14 protein-coding genes and 2 pseudogenes are annotated in these 14,885 nt (G+C 73.8%); 8 read left to right on the forward strand and 8 right to left on the reverse strand.

Annotated features, from left to right (window positions below; genetic code table 11):
• Positions 1-4 precede the first annotated feature (4 nt).
• Positions 5-568, reverse strand: a complete 564-nt coding sequence (locus ACH4S8_RS36910) for a hypothetical protein (RefSeq protein WP_398402142.1) — start codon at positions 566-568, stop codon at positions 5-7.
• A gap of 122 nt (positions 569-690) precedes the next feature.
• Here ACH4S8_RS36910 and ACH4S8_RS36915 point away from each other — a divergent pair.
• From ACH4S8_RS36915 to ACH4S8_RS36925, 3 genes and pseudogenes are all read left to right on the forward strand, one after another.
• Positions 691-1,164: pseudogene (locus tag ACH4S8_RS36915) on the forward strand (hypothetical protein); the annotation flags it as partial.
• A 158-nt stretch (positions 1,165-1,322) separates the two neighbouring features.
• Positions 1,323-4,229 carry an ATP-binding cassette domain-containing protein gene (locus tag ACH4S8_RS36920; protein ID WP_398402144.1) on the forward strand — a complete coding sequence of 969 codons (2,907 nt, stop codon included), beginning with the start codon at positions 1,323-1,325 and terminating at the stop codon, positions 4,227-4,229.
• Positions 4,226-4,975, forward strand: coding sequence for an ABC transporter ATP-binding protein (locus tag ACH4S8_RS36925; RefSeq protein WP_398402146.1), 750 nt, complete (start codon positions 4,226-4,228; stop codon positions 4,973-4,975). Before ACH4S8_RS36920 ends, ACH4S8_RS36925 begins: the two co-directional genes overlap by 4 nt.
• A 52-nt stretch (positions 4,976-5,027) precedes the next feature.
• On the opposite strand, the pseudogene ACH4S8_RS36930 reads toward ACH4S8_RS36925, so the two are convergent.
• Both ACH4S8_RS36930 and ACH4S8_RS36935 read right to left on the reverse strand, forming a co-directional pair.
• Positions 5,028-5,561, reverse strand: a pseudogene (locus ACH4S8_RS36930) (transglycosylase family protein); the annotation flags it as partial.
• 119 nt (positions 5,562-5,680) lie between these two features.
• The gene (locus ACH4S8_RS36935) at positions 5,681-6,385 is read right to left on the reverse strand and encodes a transglycosylase family protein (RefSeq protein WP_398402148.1); all 705 of its coding nucleotides are present in this window, start codon (positions 6,383-6,385) and stop codon (positions 5,681-5,683) included.
• Between the two features lie 534 nt (positions 6,386-6,919).
• Between ACH4S8_RS36935 and ACH4S8_RS36940 the strand changes: the two genes are divergently transcribed.
• Together ACH4S8_RS36940 and ACH4S8_RS36945 are read left to right on the forward strand one after the other, a co-directional pair.
• The gene (locus tag ACH4S8_RS36940) at positions 6,920-7,693 is read left to right on the forward strand and encodes a hypothetical protein (protein WP_398402150.1); all 774 of its coding nucleotides are present in this window, start codon (positions 6,920-6,922) and stop codon (positions 7,691-7,693) included.
• 264 nt (positions 7,694-7,957) lie between these two features.
• Entirely contained in the window at positions 7,958-8,299 is a 342-nt protein-coding gene (locus ACH4S8_RS36945) for a hypothetical protein (RefSeq protein ID WP_398402152.1), read from the forward strand.
• A gap of 77 nt (positions 8,300-8,376) precedes the next feature.
• Here ACH4S8_RS36945 and der read toward each other — a convergent pair whose 3' ends face one another.
• From der to aroH, 5 genes are all read right to left on the reverse strand, one after another.
• The gene (der, locus tag ACH4S8_RS36950) at positions 8,377-9,855 is read right to left on the reverse strand and encodes a ribosome biogenesis GTPase Der (protein WP_398402154.1); all 1,479 of its coding nucleotides are present in this window, start codon (positions 9,853-9,855) and stop codon (positions 8,377-8,379) included.
• Positions 9,856-9,931: 76 nt separating this feature from the next.
• Positions 9,932-10,645, reverse strand: a complete 714-nt coding sequence (locus tag ACH4S8_RS36955) for a lysophospholipid acyltransferase family protein (protein ID WP_398402156.1) — start codon at positions 10,643-10,645, stop codon at positions 9,932-9,934.
• The gene (gene cmk, locus ACH4S8_RS36960) at positions 10,603-11,298 is read right to left on the reverse strand and encodes a (d)CMP kinase (RefSeq protein ID WP_398402158.1); all 696 of its coding nucleotides are present in this window, start codon (positions 11,296-11,298) and stop codon (positions 10,603-10,605) included. The genes ACH4S8_RS36955 and cmk overlap by 43 nt, the downstream gene beginning before the upstream one ends.
• Before the next feature lie 205 nt (positions 11,299-11,503).
• Positions 11,504-12,589 carry a prephenate dehydrogenase gene (locus ACH4S8_RS36965; RefSeq protein ID WP_398402160.1) on the reverse strand — a complete coding sequence of 362 codons (1,086 nt, stop codon included), beginning with the start codon at positions 12,587-12,589 and terminating at the stop codon, positions 11,504-11,506.
• A complete protein-coding gene (aroH, locus tag ACH4S8_RS36970; protein WP_037628600.1) occupies positions 12,586-12,948 on the reverse strand; it encodes a chorismate mutase in 363 nt (120 codons plus the stop codon). The genes ACH4S8_RS36965 and aroH overlap by 4 nt, the downstream gene beginning before the upstream one ends.
• Before the next feature lie 257 nt (positions 12,949-13,205).
• On the opposite strand from aroH, the gene ACH4S8_RS36975 reads away from it, so the two are divergent.
• Genes ACH4S8_RS36975 through ACH4S8_RS36985 form a run of 3 tightly spaced genes read left to right on the forward strand, consistent with a single transcriptional unit; the run spans position 13,206 to position 14,882 of the window.
• A complete protein-coding gene (locus ACH4S8_RS36975) occupies positions 13,206-13,865 on the forward strand; it encodes a hypothetical protein (RefSeq protein WP_398402163.1) in 660 nt (219 codons plus the stop codon).
• A 25-nt stretch (positions 13,866-13,890) separates the two neighbouring features.
• Positions 13,891-14,475: a DUF6529 family protein gene (locus ACH4S8_RS36980; protein WP_398402165.1), complete on the forward strand. Its 585-nt coding sequence runs from the start codon at positions 13,891-13,893 to the stop codon at positions 14,473-14,475.
• The gene (locus tag ACH4S8_RS36985; protein ID WP_398402167.1) at positions 14,472-14,882 is read left to right on the forward strand and encodes a Rieske (2Fe-2S) protein; all 411 of its coding nucleotides are present in this window, start codon (positions 14,472-14,474) and stop codon (positions 14,880-14,882) included. Before ACH4S8_RS36980 ends, ACH4S8_RS36985 begins: the two co-directional genes overlap by 4 nt.
• Positions 14,883-14,885: the final 3 nt, after the last annotated feature.

Raw genomic sequence — 14,885 nt, forward strand, 5'->3', positions numbered from 1 at the left:
CGGGTCAGCAGCCCGGGACGGGGCTCGACGACCCGTTGCCGCTCAGCTGGACCAGCGCGCAGAGCGTGTTGACGGAGACCTTCCAGGTGCCGTTCTGTTCGACGGCCGTGCCGGAGGCGTTCGGCAGGGCGGTCGCGCCCTTCAGGGTCAGCGTGTACGTCACGTCGGCCTCGGTAGGCGAGGTGAACTCGATCTTGTTCACCGTGGCCTTCACCTGCTGACCGCGCTGGTCGCCGTTGAAGCCCTGCAGCACCGGGGCCATCTGGTCGCCGTTCTCCAGGACGGCCTGCTTCTCCTTCGTGGAGACGGCCGGGTCGAAGAACTTCTCCCAGTTCTGCTTGATCTCCTTCTGGGCCGCCGCGGGGTCGGCCGGAGCCGTGGCGGACGGCGTACTGGTGGACTGCTGTGCCGGAGGTGTGGACGACGCGGAACTCCCGCCGCCGTTGTCGCTGCACGCCGTGAGCGCCGCGGCGAGGACGAGCACCGCCGCCACCGCCACTCCCCTGACGCGTCCCCGCCCGCGATCGCTCCTGACGTTCCCCCGCCTGAGGTCGCTCCCGAGAACCATCTGGCTCACCACCGGGTGTCGGTCCGGGCCAAAAGCGCCCGGTGCTTTCAGGGTCAGCTTCCAGAAGGCATAGTGCAAGCCATCGGCTGACATGGACAGATACCCGACGTGTGGGAGTCCGGATGCGGACAGCTCGGCTGCGGAGCGTGCACCCCGTCCTGTGGGCCGGCTGGGCCGCCCTGGCCGCGGGGGCGGTGCTGTGCGTCATCGGCTGGTACGGCGTCTCGGGCGAGCGGTACGCGGAACGCCAGCTCCCCTACCTGGCCTCCTGCACGGTGCCCGGTGCCGCGCTGATCATCGCCGGCACGGTACTCCTCGCCCACGGCAGGAACGCCTCGGCGGCGGCCCGCGTCGAGGAGCTGTACGGGCTGCTGGTGGCCGCCGGGTCCCGCGACGCGGCGGAACCGGGACCGGCCGGCGCACCGCCCGCGGCCGTGGGCGGCGGCCTCCTCATGGTGCCCGGCGGCACCCTGTACCACCGCGCGGACTGCCCCCTGGTCACCGGCAAACCGGAGACCGTACCGGCCGACTCCCGCGTCCTCGCGAGCGGGGACCTCGGGCCGTGCCCGATCTGCGAACCCGACGCCGAGGACGACCCCGCCCCGGGCGGGCCGCCCTCCCCCGCCTCCGCCGGCCCGCCTCTCGTCGAACGGCCGTCCACGCTCGGCCGCCCGTCCCCGCCCGCCCCAGGACCTCCGTCCCCGCCCGACAGCCCGCCCGACCCCGAACCTCCGTCCACCGGTCCTGACGAGTGATGTCCTCGCTGACGTACGACCTCACGCTCGCCGGTCTCTCGATCGGCTCCGCCGCCGCGCTCACCGGGATCGGGCTGATCGTCACCTACCGGGCCACCGGTGTGCTCAACTTCGCGCACGGGGCGATCGCGATGGTGTGCGCGTACCTGCTGCGCCAGTTCACGGTCGAGTGGGGCTGGCCGCTCGCCCTCGGTGCCTCGGTGACCCTGCTGCTGGTGGCCCCGGCCGTCGGGATGGCCCTGGAGCGCTTCGTGTTCCGGCCGCTGTCCCTGCGCGGCGGCGACCCTGCGCAGACGCTGGTCGCGAGCATCGGGGTCTTCGTGCTGCTGGTCGGCGGGGCGGCGCTCGTGTGGGGCACGGGTGCGCGGGCGGACGCGCCGACGCTGGTGTCGGCGGATCCGTGGGGGCAGCTGGCGGTGGTGGTCGCGCTGGCCGCGGGTGTGGGCGCGGTGACCCGCTGGACCCGCTTCGGCACGGAGCTGCGGGCCGTCGTCGACGACCGCCCGCTGGCGGTGCTCGGCGGCATCGACGCGGACCGGGTGGCCGCGGCGGGCTGGGCCTTCGGCTCCTTCACGGCGGGTCTGACGGGCGTGCTCCTCGCGCCGTACGTGCGGCTCGACCCGTACGGCCTGCCGCTGCTCGTCATCGAGGTGATGGCGGTCGCGGTGGCGGCCCGGATGCGCAGCCTGCCCGTCGCCGTCGTGGTCGCGCTCGGCATCGGCGTCGCCCAGAGCCAGCTGACCCGGCTGCACCCCTCGGGCTGGGCGGAGCCGCTGCTCCTGGCGGTCGGCGCCAACCTCTTCGTGGTCGCGCTGCTCGTCGCCGCGCTCGTCCTGCCCGGCATCGGCGCCCGGGACGCGCTCCCGCGCCCGGCGACGGTCCGCGCGACGGCACCGCCCGGAGCCTGGGCCGTGGCCGTCGTGCTGTTCCTGCTGCCACTGGGGTTCGCGGGCTCGGACCTGCACACGTCGGTGCAGGTGCCCGCCCTGGGCGTCGTCCTGCTGTCGCTGGTCGTGGTCACCGGCCGCGGCGGCCAGATCTCGCTGGGGCAGGCCACGTACGCCGGTCTCGGCGCCCTGTTCACGGCGTTGCTGGCCGCGGGCCGGTTCCCGGGGCTGCCGCGGCTGCCGGAACTGGCCGCGCTGGCGGTGGCCGTGCTCCTGGTCGCCCCGCTCGGTGTGCTGACCGGGTGGCCGGCCATCGGGCGGCACGGCCTGGCGCTCGCGGTGGCCACGTTCGCGGTGGGCGTGGGCGTCAGCCGGTTCGTCTTCGAGCAGCCGTACGCGGTGACCGGACTGTCCCTGGGCCGCCCGGGCGGATTCGGCGGCGACCGCGCGTACTACGTGCTCGAACTCCTGCTGCTGGCCGCCGCCCTGCTCGCCGCGCACACGCTGCGCCGGGGCCGGACGGGCCGCGCCCTGGCCGCCATGCGGGACCACGAGGCGGGCGCGTCGGCGGCGGGCGTCCGGGTCCCGGCCCTGAAACTGACCGCGTTCGTGGTGGGGGCCGCGCTGGCCGCGCTGGGCGGCGGCATGCTCGGGATGGGCCTGCGCGCCTTCGACCCGACCGCGTTCGACCCGGTCCGCAGTCTGCTCTGGTTCGCGGCGGTCGTCGTGCTCGGCGCCGACAGCGTCCTCGGCGCGCTCGTCGCCGCGGCTCTGCTGGTCGGCCTCGACGCGGGGGCCCGCGGCGGGGTGGCGGCCGCCGTGATCGGCCTGCTCGCCGTCCTCGTCGGCCGCTTCCCCGAGGGACCCTACGAGGCCCTGCGCACGGCGGTGTCCCGGCTCCGCCCCGAGCGCCGGGCGGCCCTGACGCCCGTGGGCGCCCGTGCCCGCCGGTATCTCCGTACCGCCGGCGGCGGGCTGCCCGGAACGGTCGGGGCGCCCGCCGCCGGACGCCGGTCCGGCTCCGCGGCCCTGCGCACGACGGCTCCGGGGCACGGCTCCACGGCCTCCCGCACCGTCCCACCGACCGGTGGGCCCGTGGCGGCCGCACCGGCCGCCCCCGGCCGGGGAACCGGCCCCCGCCCGGCCCCCACCGCACGGGCCGGCCCTCACGGCGAAGCCGGACCGCGCCCGCGTCCCGCCGCACCGGCCGCCCCCGGCCCGCACCCGGCGGCCACCGCGCCGGTCGGCGCCGGCCGGGGAAGCGGGCCCCGCCGAGGGGCCGGTGCGAGAAGGCGGGCGGGTGGCGGAGGCGACCGCCGGGGCGGGGCGGGCGGGGAGGCGATGGCCGCCCGGGGGCTGCGCGTCGCCTACGGCGGGTTCACTGCTCTCGACGGGGCGGCGCTCGACGTCCCGGCGGGCCGGATCACCGCGGTCGTGGGGCCCAACGGGGCCGGCAAGAGCACCCTCTTCCACTGTCTCGCGGGGACGCTGCGCCCCTCGGGCGGGCAGGTGCTGTTCGCGGGGCGCGACATCACCCGGCTGGCGGCGCACGCGCGGACGCGGCTGGGGATCGCGCGGACCTTCCAGCAGCTGGCGGTCTTCCCGTCGCTGACCGTGGCCGAGAACGTGCGCGTGGGCGCCGAGCAGGGCCGGGCCTCCGGCCCGGGGGCGACGGAGCGGGCGTTGCGGCTGCTCGGTCTCGACGGGCCGGTGCGGTCCCTGCCCGCGGCGGGGCTGCCGACCGGAACGCTCCGGCGCGTGGAACTGGCCAGGGCGCTCGCCGGGAACCCGGGGGTGCTGCTGCTCGACGAACCCGCGGCCGGCCTCGACACCGGCGAGGTGACCGCGCTGGCCCGGGTGCTGCGGGCGCTCGCCGCGGACGGCATGGCCCTCCTGGTCGTCGAGCACGACCTCGATCTGGTGGCCGACCTGGCGCACACCGTCCACGTCATGGCGGCGGGACGGATCGTCGCCTCGGGGCCCGCCGACCGCGTCCTGGACACGGGGGCCGGCGGATGAGCATCGCCCTGCGCGACGCGCGCGTACGCTACGGCCCCCTGGAGGCCCTGCACGGCGTGAGCCTGGTCGCCCCGGACCCCGGCCTCACCGTGCTGCTGGGCCGCAACGGCTCCGGCCGTACGACCGTGCTGCGCGCCCTCGCCGGGGCCGTGCCGCTGTCGGCCGGTGCCGTCGTCTGGGACGGCGCCGACGTGACGCGGCTGCCCGCGTTCGAGCGGGCCCGGCGCGGGCTGTGCCTGATCCCGGAGCGCCGGGCCGTGTTCGGTTCGCTGACCGTCCGCGAGAACCTGGAGCTCGGGTCGGCCGGCCTCGCGGCCGCCCTGGGGGCCTACCCGCAGCTGGAACCGCTCCTGCCCCGCCGCGCGGGCACCCTCTCCGGCGGTGAACAGCGCATGCTGGCCCTCTCCCGCGCCCTGTCGTCCCGCGCGCGCGTGGTGCTCGTCGACGAACCCGCCCAGGGCATGTCACCGGCGGTCGCGGCCCGGACGTACGCGCTGCTCGGCGCTCTCGGCACGTGCGTGGTGATCGCCGAGCAGCGGCTGCCGCCGGCGCTGCGCGCGCGGGCGGGCCGGACGACGTACGTCCATGAGCTGCGCCGTGGCGCGGTCGTGTTCAGCGGAGAAGCCACCGAGACGGCGGTACGAAGCGGTGGGCCGCCGGGTGCGAGCGGTGGCCCGCCGGGTTCAGGGGCGGGCCGAACAGGGCGGGAGCCCCGGTCCGGGAGGCGCCCGTCGCCTTCGGGATGACGAGCTTGACGCCCTTGGGCAGCCGGTTCGGGCTGCCGCCGATCTTCTTCTTGTTGACGTTGTAGAGCGTCTGCCAGCCGCCTTGCACCCGGTACTTGCGGGCGATCGACGCGAGCGTCTCGCCGGTCTTCACCACGTGGAAGGGGCCCTGCAGGCCGTACGACCGGGAGCACTGGGGCCAAGCCCCCCAGCCCTGTTCGGCCAGGACCTTCTCGGCGACCTTGATCTGCTGGGCGCGGGTGGCGAGATCGGCGCGGGGGGCGTAGGCGAGGCCGCCGAACCGGACCCAGGTGGGCTGCCAGAACTGGAGGCCGCCGTAGAAGCCGTTCCCGGTGTTCGCGTGCCAGCGGCCGCCGCTCTCGCACTGGGCGAGGCAGGTCCAGGGCCACCCGTCGTTCGCGCAGTCGTAGGCCCCCTTGACCTCTCCGGGACCGGGGAGCGGGGGCGGCGCCGCGGCCTGTGCGTCGGCGGGAACGAGGGCGGCCAGTACGGCGGCGACCGCGGCCGCGTACCGCACGCGTCCGCCCGGCAGCCGGGACACGGTGTGCGTGGTCGGCGGAATCCGCCTGGTCGGCATGAAGGACATCGCGCCACGCTAAGCAGCGCGTCCCGCTCACCCGCCGAGCCCGCGCCCGGCGCGCCCAGGGCCCCACCCGGTCGGACGACCGGGTGGGGCCTTGTGCCCGGGACGAGGGGGAGCGTGGCTCAGATGTCGAGCCGCTGCCCGGGCACGATCAGGTCGGGATCACCGCCGATCACGGTCTCGTTGGCGGCGTAGATCTTCCGCCAGGTGGTCCCGTGCCGTGCGGCGATGCCGCTCAGGGTGTCGCCCTCGCGGACGGTGTAGTCGCCCCGGGACGAGCCGCGGCCGACGTGGCCCGCGGAGCGGGCCGGCGTCTTCGCCGGTTCCCGCTTCGCCGGGGCGGACCGCCGGACCGGCTCGCTCGCCGGTTTCGAGGCCGGCTCGGTGCTCGCCGATCCCCCGGTCCGTCCCGCGCCCGAGGAGCCGGGCGCGTTCCCGTAGGCCCCGGCGCGGGCCGAGCAGGTGGGCCAGGCGCCCCACCCCTGTGCGCTCTGGACCTTGGTCGCGATGGCTATCTGCCCGCTCCTGGACGCCTTGTCGGCGGTGGGCGCGTACGCCGTGCCGCCGTAGGCGCGCCAGGTGCCGGCGGAGAACTGGAGCCCCCCGTAGTAGCCGTTGCCGGTGTTGATGTGCCAGTTGCCGCCGCTCTCGCACTGGGCGATGCGGTCCCACACTCCGTTGTCGGCCGCGGCGGCGTCGCCGCTCGCGGCGAGCAGTCCGAGCGGGGCGAGAAGTGCCGCCCCGGCGAGGACCGCCGTCGTACGTGTCTTGTTCGCCGTACGAGCCTTGTGACTGTTCTCGTGGGTGCTATCGGCACATGCGGACATGTATTTCCCTCTCGAAACACCCGGGGTCCCCCAGGAGGGAACGCGACGACCTGCGCGTTGGACGCGGCCGTCGCGCTCCGACCCGCCCGCCGGCGGCGTGCTGTGATCCGAGGAGGATCGGCCGGCGGACGTACCCGAGCGGTGCTCGTTGCACACGGCGGAGGAATCTATGGAGCCGGGCGCCCCGATATCAACCAACTCCTTGTCATTCGAGGCCAGTTAGCCGTTACCGCAGGTACCGTCGATTTTCGGCCACCCATTTCATTGGGTGATTTCCGGATTTGTCGACCCTCACCTTTCGCGATCTGTGACCCACTTCACCCATTCAACTTCCGCGGTACTCCTACAAGTTGACTGGGAGTAACCAATTCCGGGGGTGCCTTCACCCTGGGCGTCGGATGGTTCGATTCCGTTCGCTCCCGGGCGTGACTCCGGCCACAGATCACCCGTTGACATCTTCATGAGCCGGGAACCACCGGTTCATGGGCCGGGAGCCACCCGGCACCGCCACGCACCGCATCCCGAGGAGCCACCGTGCCGCGCATGCTCGACGTCAGCGACGACGTACGCGCCGAGATCGGCGACGAAGAAGCCGACCGGCTGCTCGCCGGAGAGAACGCCCCCGGCAGTTACGACTGCACGTCGTGCCGCACCCCGGGCGACTCGGAACAGGAGCGCACCAGCACCGTCCTGTTCATCGGCGACGAGACCGCCGTCCTCGCCTTCGCCCACGCCACCTGCCTGCCCTCGCAGGTCGTCCAGGTCACCGAGGAACAACTCCAGGGCGCCGTCCGCTCGATCCACCCCGACGGCGCGCCCGCCGACCTCGCCCCCGAGCAGGCCGTGCTCGGGGTCACCAGCGGACTCGTCCTGATCAACGGCGAGTTGCACCCGGCGCTCGTCGTCGAGCCGACCGGGCCGATCGTGCGGCCCGGCTCGACCGACATCGGCGACGACTTCCTGCCCCTGCTGATCGAGCAGGGCTTCATGCCCGCGACCGAGCTGAGCTCGGTGCCGCCGGTCCTGTACGGCTGGTCCGTGCTGCTCGCGGCGGGCCAGCTGCACGCCGTGCTGCAGCCGGGCAGCGGCGGCGGCTCGCCGGTCGCCTGGTGGCAGGCCCACCAGGCGCTCCAGGTCACCGACAGCTGGCGCGCCGCCGCCAACAAGCTCCAGCAGGTGCTCCTGTTCGCGGCGCCGGTCGGCTCGATCGGCCGTCAGCCCCGGGAGGACCTGCTGCGCGACGCGCTCGACAAGGCGGCGGCCAACGGCAAGCTGGTCGCGGCGGCGATGCCGCTCGCCGGTACCTGAGAGCGGCCGGACGGGGCGCGGCGGGGAACCGCGGGCAGCCGGCCGGCGCCGGCCAGGGGTGCCCGTGCGGTTCCCCGCGCCCCCGCGCGCGCCGCTCACTCCTGACGGCCCGCGAAATGACCGTTCCGGCCGCATCTGTTGGGCCGCGGGGTCGTTGGCACGTACGTGCACACCTACGACGTCCCCGGCCACCGGCCCTTCCAGCCGGTCCCTCCCTCTGGCTCCCCCCACCGTCCGAGCAGAGAGGTGGCGGCGTCGCGACCGGTGCATGACCCTCATCAGGGCGGTTCATCCGCCACGCCGATCTACGACGCGCTCTACGCCGAGTGGATCAGATCGTTCAGGACCCTGCCCGGTGACCGGCACGGTGAGGAGAACCTGGAGTTCAAGGCCTTCGGGCTCCTCGGGCGCGGCCCGAACTCGTTCAGCTCCTCGGGCACGTACAGCTCGTACAGCGCGGGGGCGCAGACCGCCCGGCAGATCACCGCACAGCACGGGCACACCGCGATGACGACGGCCGGCTGGCAGCCCGTCACCCGTCAGCACGGCGCCGGGACGCACCACGTCCCGGCCGCGCTGCCGCCCGCCCCGCGCCGGGGCCTGTGAGCGGCGAGGTCCGTGAGCGGTGACGCGTGAGGGGCGGCTCCCCCGGGGAGCCGCCCCTCACGCGTCGCCCGTGGGCGTTACTTCTTCTTGTTCGTGCCGCGCTTCTCGCGCACCCGCACCGAGATGTGGATCGGGGTGCCCGCGAAGCCGAACTCCTCGCGCAGCCGGCGCTCGATGAAGCGGCGGTAGCCGTGCTCGATGAAGCCGGAGGCGAAGAGCACGAACCGCGGGGGCTTGGTGCCCGCCTGCGTGCCGAACAGGATGCGGGGCTGCTTGCCGCCGCGGACCGGGTGCGGGTGGGCGGCGACCAGCTCGCCGAGGAAGGCGTTCAGCCGGCCGGTCGGGACACGGGTCTCCCAGCCGTCCAGGGCCGTCTCGATCGCCGGGACGAGCTTCTCCATGTGCCGGCCCGTGCGGGCCGAGACGTTCACCCGGGGCGCCCAGGCAACCTGGGCGAGCTCGGTCTCGATCTCCCGCTCCAGGTAGTAGCGGCGCTCCTCGTCGAGGGTGTCCCACTTGTTGAAGGCGAGGACGATGGCGCGGCCGGCGTCGACGGCCATGGTGACGATGCGCTGGTCCTGCACCGAGATGGTCTCGGCCGCGTCGATCAGGATGACCGCGACCTCGGCCTTCTCGACGGCGGCGGCGGTGCGCAGCGAGGCGTAGTAGTCGGCGCCCTGCTGGAGGTGGACGCGCTTGCGGATGCCCGCCGTGTCGACGAACTTCCAGGTGATGCCGCCGAGTTCGATGAGCTCGTCGACGGGGTCACGGGTGGTGCCCGCGATCTCGTTGACGACCACGCGGTCCTCGTTCGCCACCTTGTTCAGCAGCGAGGACTTGCCGACGTTCGGGCGGCCGATGAGGGCGATGCGGCGGGGACCGCCGACCGCGGTGCCGAAGGTCTGCGCCGGGGCCTCGGGCAGCGCCTCCAGGACGGCGTCGAGCATGTCGCCGGTGCCGCGGCCGTGCAGCGCGGAGACCGGGTGCGGCTCGCCGAGACCGAGGGCCCACAGGTACGAGGCGTCGGACTCGCCGCTCATGCCGTCGACCTTGTTGGCGCACAGGACGACGGGCTTGCCGGCCTTGCGCAGGAGGCGTACGACCGCCTCGTCGGTGTCGGTCGCGCCGACCTTGGCGTCGACGACGAAGACGACCGCGTCGGCGGCCTCGATCGCGTACTCGGCCTGGGCGGCGACGGACGCGTCGATGCCGAGGACGTCCTGCTCCCAGCCGCCGGTGTCGACGAGCTTGAAACGGCGGCCCGCCCACTCGGCCTCGTAGGTCACGCGGTCGCGGGTGACGCCGGGCTTGTCCTCGACGACGGCCTCGCGGCGGCCGATGATGCGGTTGACCAGGGTCGACTTGCCGACGTTCGGGCGGCCGACGACGGCGAGGACGGGCAGCGGGCCGTGGCCCGCCTCCTCGATCGCGCCCTCGACGGCCTCGATGTCGAAGCCCTCTTCCGCGGCGAGCTCCATGAACTCCGCGTACTCGGCATCGCCAAGCGCCCCGTGATCGTGCTCTGCCGAGCCGTCGGGCTGGATGTGGTCGTTCATGAAGTCCGTACCTCGTCGTTCATTCGTGGTGATCGGTGGATCACCCGAAACCAGGTGATCCACTACTAAGTGTCGCCTAACGCCCGGCCGGGCGCCCGGCGTTTTCCCGCCGCCCGGTCAGATGTCTGGCGTGGTCCAGGTGGGCGCTGAGCTGCTTCTGGATGCGGCCGGTGGCCTCGTCCAGCGCCTGTCGCGTGCGTCGGCCGCTGCCGTCGCCCGCTTCGAAGGGGTCGCCGAAGACGACGTCGACCCTGCTGCGCAACGGTGGCAGCGCCTTGGTCAGCCGGCTGGTGCGCTCGGTGCTTCCCAGCACCGCGACCGGGACGATCGGGGCTCCGCTGCGCACCGCGAAGTACGCGAGCCCGGCCCGCAGCGAGGCGAAGTCGCCCTCGCCCCGGGTGCCCTCGGGGAAGATCCCGAGGACTCCGCCGGCCGACAGGACGCCGAGGGCGTCGGTGATGGCCGCCCGGTCGGCGATCTCCCGGTCGACCTTGAGCTGGCCGATGCCCAGCAGGAACGGGTCGAGCGGGCCGACGAACGCTTCCTTCTTGATCAGGAAGTGCGTGGGCCTGGGCGCGACGCCCATGACCATCGGCCCGTCGATGTTGTGCGCGTGGTTCACGGCCAGGATCGCCGGGCCGGTCGCGGGGACCTTCCAGGCGCCGAGCACGCGCGGCTTCCACAGCCCGTACATCAGGCCGACGCCGATGCGGCGTCCGACCTCGGCGCCTCTGGCGGAGGGTGCGGTCACTTGGCGGCCCGCTTCTCCTCGACGAGGGTGACGACACACTCGATGACCTGCTGGAGCGTGAGGTCGGAGGTGTCCACCTCGACCGCGTCGTCCGCCTTGGCGAGGGGGGAGGTCTTACGGCTGGAGTCCGCCGCGTCGCGCTTGACCAGGGCCTCACGGGTCGCGTCTATGTCCGCGTTCTTCAGCTCACCGCTGCGCCGGGCGGCACGCGCCTCCGGGGAGGCGGTGAGGAAGATCTTCAGGTCGGCGCCGGGCAGCACGGTGGTGCCGATGTCCCGGCCCTCGACGACGATGCCGACCGGCGCGGACCCGGCGAGGACGCGCTGCAGCTCGGTGATGCGGGCACGCACCTCGGGGACGGCGCTGACCGCGCTGACCTTGGAGGTGACCTCCTGCGTACGGATCGGGCCGGCGACGTCGGTCCCGTCGACCGTGATGGTCGGCTCGGCCGGGTCGGTGCCGGAGACGATCTCCGGCTTGCCGGCCACGGCGGCGATCGCGGAGGGGTCCGTGATGTCGATGTCGTTGCTGACCATCCACCACGTGATGGCGCGGTACTGGGCCCCGGTGTCCAGGTAGCTCAGACCGAGCTTGGCGGCCACGGCCTTCGAGGTGCTCGACTTGCCCGTGCCGGAGGGGCCGTCGATGGCGACAATCACAGCCGGAGCGGTACGGGCGGCGCCGTTTTCCACGGTGGGAACACCTTCCTGGTGCGGGGTGGAGGTCTCTGCGGGGCGCGAGCGCGCCCCGCACAAGGTTACCGGCCCCGCGGACCCCGTATTACTGGCCCGTCCCGGCGGCGGTGACGGCGGCCGTTCCCGGCGGCCGGGACGGCGGCGGTGGCCCTCCCCGCCGCGGGACCGGACGCCCCGCCCCGGCGCCGGTCTCACGCCGGTCTCACTGGCGCAGTGCCCAGCCCCGCTCCCGCAGGGCCGCGCCGAGCACCGGCACCGCCTTCGGCTCCACCATCAGCTGCACCAGACCGGCCTGCTGGCCGGTCGCGTGCTCGATGCGTACGTCCTCGATGTTGACCCCGGCCATCCCCGCGTCGGCGAAGATGCGGGCGAGCTGGCCGGGCTGGTCGTCGATGAGGACGGCCACGACCTCGTAGACGCGCGGCGCGGAGCCGTGCTTGCCGGGGACGCGGACCTGGCCCGCGTTGCCGCGCCGCAGGACGTCCTCGATCCCGCCGGCGCCCTCGCGGCGCTTGGCCTCGTCCGAGGACTGAAGGGCGCGCAGGGCCTGGACCGTCTCGTCGAGGTCGGCGGAGACGTCCGCGAGGAGGTCCGCGACGGGGCCCGGGTTCGCGGAGAGGATGTCGATCCACATCCGGGGGTCGGAGGCCGCGATCCGGGTCACGTCGCGGATGCCCTGCCCGCACAGCCGTACCGCCGTCTCCTCCGCGTGCTCCAGGCGCGCGGCGACCATGCTGGACACCAGGTGCGGCATGTGCGAGACGAGCGCCACGGCGCGGTCGTGGGCGTCCGCGTCCATCACGACGGGCACGGCACGGCAGTGCGAGACCAGCTCCAGGGCGAGGTTCAGGACCTCGGTGTCCGTGTCCCGGGTCGGGGTGAGCACCCAGGGCCGTCCCTCGAACAGATCGCCGCTGGCGGCCAGCGGGCCGGACTTCTCGCGGCCCGACATGGGGTGCGTGCCGATGTACGAGGTGAGGTCGAGGCCGAGCGCCTCCAGCTCGCGGCGGGGGCCGCCCTTGACGCTGGCGACGTCGAGGTAGCCGCGGGCGAGGCCGCGCCGCATGGCGTCCGCGAGGGTCGCGGCGACGTGGGCCGGCGGTGCGGCGACGATCGCGAGGTCGACCGGCCCCTCGGGGGCCTCGTCCGTGCCGGCGCCGAGCGCGGCCGCCGTACGGGCCTGCTCCGGGTCGTGGTCGGTGAGGTGGACGACGACGCCGCGGGCGGCGAGCGCGAGGGCCGCGGACGTGCCGATCAGCCCGGTTCCGATGACGAGCGCGGTCCTCACTGGGCGATGTCCTTACGGAGTGCGCCCGCGGCGCCGAGGTAGACGTGGACGACGTCGGCGCGCGGCCGGTCGGACTCGATGTGCGCGAGGACACGGACGACTCGGGGCATCGCACCCTCGATGTCCAGTTCCTGCGCGCAGATCAGCGGGACGTCGACGATGCCGAGCTTGCGGGCCGCCGCGGCCGGGAAGTCGCTGTGCAGATCGGGCGTCGCCGTGAACCAGATGCTGATCAGGTCGTCCGTGGTGAGCGCGTTGCGCTCCAGGATGGCGGTGAGCAGCTCGCTGACCTGCTCGTCCATGTGCCCGGCCTCGTCCCGTTCCAGTTGGACGGCGCCCCGGACCGCTCGTACCGCCACGGTGATGCTCCTCGCTGATCTGTGTGCACGTCGTGTCACACCAGCGTAGCCAGCCCTCCGCGGGCGGGTGCGCGGCGCCCGCCAGACGAGACGGGGGCCGCGCACCGGATCCGGCCGGATCCGGCCGCCCGGCGGCGTCGGTGTCACCCGAATCGCCCCATTCCGCGGTTTGGTGGGAGAACGCGCCTGTGCGCCTCTGGACTCGGGCGGACGCGTCCGCTCTCATGGCAGGAGACCCGCCCCCGGGGGAGGACCGGATGAAGCGACCAGGACCCCTGCTCACCCTTCTCGCGGGGCTGGTGTTCGCCGTGGTCCTGCTGGTGGTCAACGCGACGACGGGGACGAAGAACACGTCGAACCCGTACCGGCAGGCGTCACCGGGCGTCTCGGCCACCGCGCCGACCGCCTCCGCCTCGCCGTCGCCGAGCCCCTCGCCGTCCCGCAGCGCCGTTCCCAACGCCGACTACGCGGGCCGCACCGACGACAACACCTCGGCGGTCGCGATCTCCCTGCGGGGCGGCAGGGCGATCGCGTACTTCTGCGACGGGCACGACAAGGAGTCCTGGCTGAAGGGTGCCGTCGAGGACGACGGCACGATGAAGCTCACGGGCACGAACGGCGACGAGCTGAACGGAACCCTCCGGGACCACAAGCTGATCCGCGGCACCGCCGACGTCGGCGGGCAGCGGTACGCCTTCACGGCCGACCGGGCCGTCAGGCCCTCCGGCCTGTACCGGGCGACGGCCACCGTGCGCGGCGCGAAGATCGACGGCGGCTGGATCGTGCTGCCCGGCGGAAAGCAGGTCGGCGTCGTCGAGCGCGACGGCACGCCTTCGGCGGCACCGGAGATCGACCCGGAGACCGGTGCCGTGACGATCGACGGCCAGAAGATCATCGCCCGCCCCGTCACCCCCTGACCTCCTCCTCCACAGGGAGCCGTTGATGACCGTGGACCCGAACGCCGCCACCCAGGGCTTTCCCTCTCCCCCACCCGGCCCGGGCCGTCCGGGCGCGGCCCGCTATCTGGTCCCGGCCCTGGTCGCGGCGGCCGTCGCGGTCGGCCTCGGCGTCTACGGCAAGGTCCACGACCCCACGGGAACGGCCTTCGACCTCGCCGGCTTCAGCAGCACGGGCGCCGTGAAGTCCTGGCTGGCGACGACGGCGTTCTTCTTCGCCCTCGTCCAGCTCGTCTCGGCGCTGATGCTGTACGGGAAGCTGCCGGGCCCGGGGTGGTCGGCGGCGCTGCACCGGTGGTCGGGACGGATCGCGTTCCTGGTGACGGTGCCGGTCGCGGTGCACTGTCTGTACGCGTTGGGCTATCAGACGTACAGCACACGTGTCATGTGGCACTCGCTCCTGGGGTGCTTCTTCTTCGGTGCCTTCAGTGCCAAGATGCTGCTGCTCCGCTCGGAGCGCCTGCCCGGCTGGCTGCTGCCCGTCATCGGCGGCCTCGTCTTCGCCGTGCTCACCGCCGTCTGGCTGACGTCCGCCTTCTGGTTTTTCCGTACGTTCGGAGTGACGACATGACCCACCGCTCGACGCGGCGCACGGTGATCCTCGCCACGGGGGCGTCCGCGCTGCTCGCGGGGTGCAGCCAGTACGGCAGCGGCAGCAGTTCCTCGGACGCGTCCCCGAAGGCCTCCAGCGGCCAGGAGCTCGCCACGACGAGCGACATCCCGGTCGGCGGAGGCACGGTCTTCAAGGACCAGAAGGTCGTCGTCACCCAGCCGACGAAGGGCGACTTCAAGGCCTTCTCGGCGATCTGCACGCACGCGGGCTGCACGGTGAACAAGGTCGCGGACGGCACCATCGACTGCCCGTGCCACGGGAGCAGGTTCAGCGTCGAGGACGGGGCGGTCAAGGCCGGTCCCGCGCCGCGCCCGCTGCCCGCGGAGAAGATCACGGTGCAGGGAAACTCGATCCGTCTGGCGTGAGCG

Origin of the sequence: Streptomyces sp. NPDC021080 (assembly GCF_044333225.1) — a bacterium.
GTDB lineage: Bacteria > Actinomycetota > Actinomycetes > Streptomycetales > Streptomycetaceae > Streptomyces.